The organism is Devosia sp. MC1541, assembly GCF_012847305.1.
Taxonomy (GTDB): domain Bacteria; phylum Pseudomonadota; class Alphaproteobacteria; order Rhizobiales; family Devosiaceae; genus Devosia.
In genome coordinates this window covers 1-978 of sequence record NZ_JABBDZ010000048.1, presented here as the reverse complement: position 1 = coordinate 978, position 978 = coordinate 1, and the positions used below count along the sequence as shown (strand labels likewise).

The 978-nt window shown below is 56.7% G+C and carries 1 protein-coding gene; it reads left to right on the top strand.

Annotated features, from left to right (window positions below):
- Nucleotides 1-62 precede the first annotated feature (62 nt).
- A partial coding sequence (locus HKD40_RS17630; RefSeq protein WP_169197070.1) for an IS481 family transposase occupies nucleotides 63-978 on the top strand: 916 nt, incomplete at its 3' end.

Sequence of the window (978 nt, the reverse complement as noted above, 5' to 3'; positions counted from 1 at the left end):
CCTAGGTGTTTGATCCCGGGTTTTGATGGTGCAATCTTTTCCCCTGAGTGGAAGGAGGCACTATGGGACAAGTTCACCACGGGAGCGCCACGACGACAGCGGCAGTCCGTCGAGCGATACAACATAGTCAAGAGAGCTTGAGGGCGCTGGCGAAGCGCTACGGGATCAATCAGAAGACTGTGGCGAAGTGGAAGAAGCGGACCTCGGTCGCAGATTTGCCGACCGGGCCGAAGGAACCGCATTCCACGGTCCTATCGGTGGAGGAAGAGGCGGTCATCGTCGCTTTCCGCAAGCACACGCTGCTGCCGCTCGATGACTGCCTCTATGCCCTTCAGGCGACAATCCCGCATCTGTCCCGATCATCGTTGCATCGGTGCCTGGAGCGCCATGGCATCTCCCGGCTACCCGATGTCGAAGGGGACAAGCCCGTCAGGAAGAAGTTCAAGAGCTATCCGATCGGCTACTTCCACATCGACATCGCAGAGGTGCAGACGGCTGAGGGCAAGCTCTATTTGTTCGTGGCCATCGACCGAACATCGAAGTTCGCCTTCGCTGAACTCTATACCAAAGCCGGCAAGATGAATGCCGCCCAATTCCTGCGCAACCTCGTCGCGGCAGTGCCCTACATCATCCATACCGTACTGACCGACAATGGCATCCAGTTTACCAACCGGGTCCGCGATACATACGCATTCCACCATATCTTCGATCGGGTCTGCGACGAGAACGGCATCGAGCACAGGTTGACCAGGATCAAGCACCCCTGGACGAACGGACAGGTGGAACGGATGAACCGCACCATCAAAGAGGCCACCGTCAGACGCTTCCACTATGACGATCATGACCAATTGCGTCGGCACCTTCAGGACTTCATCGACGCCTACAATTTCGGACGAAGACTGAAGATGCTCAAGGGCCTCACACCCTACGAGTTCATCTGCAAGCAGTGGACTTCAGAGCCGGATAGATTCATCATCG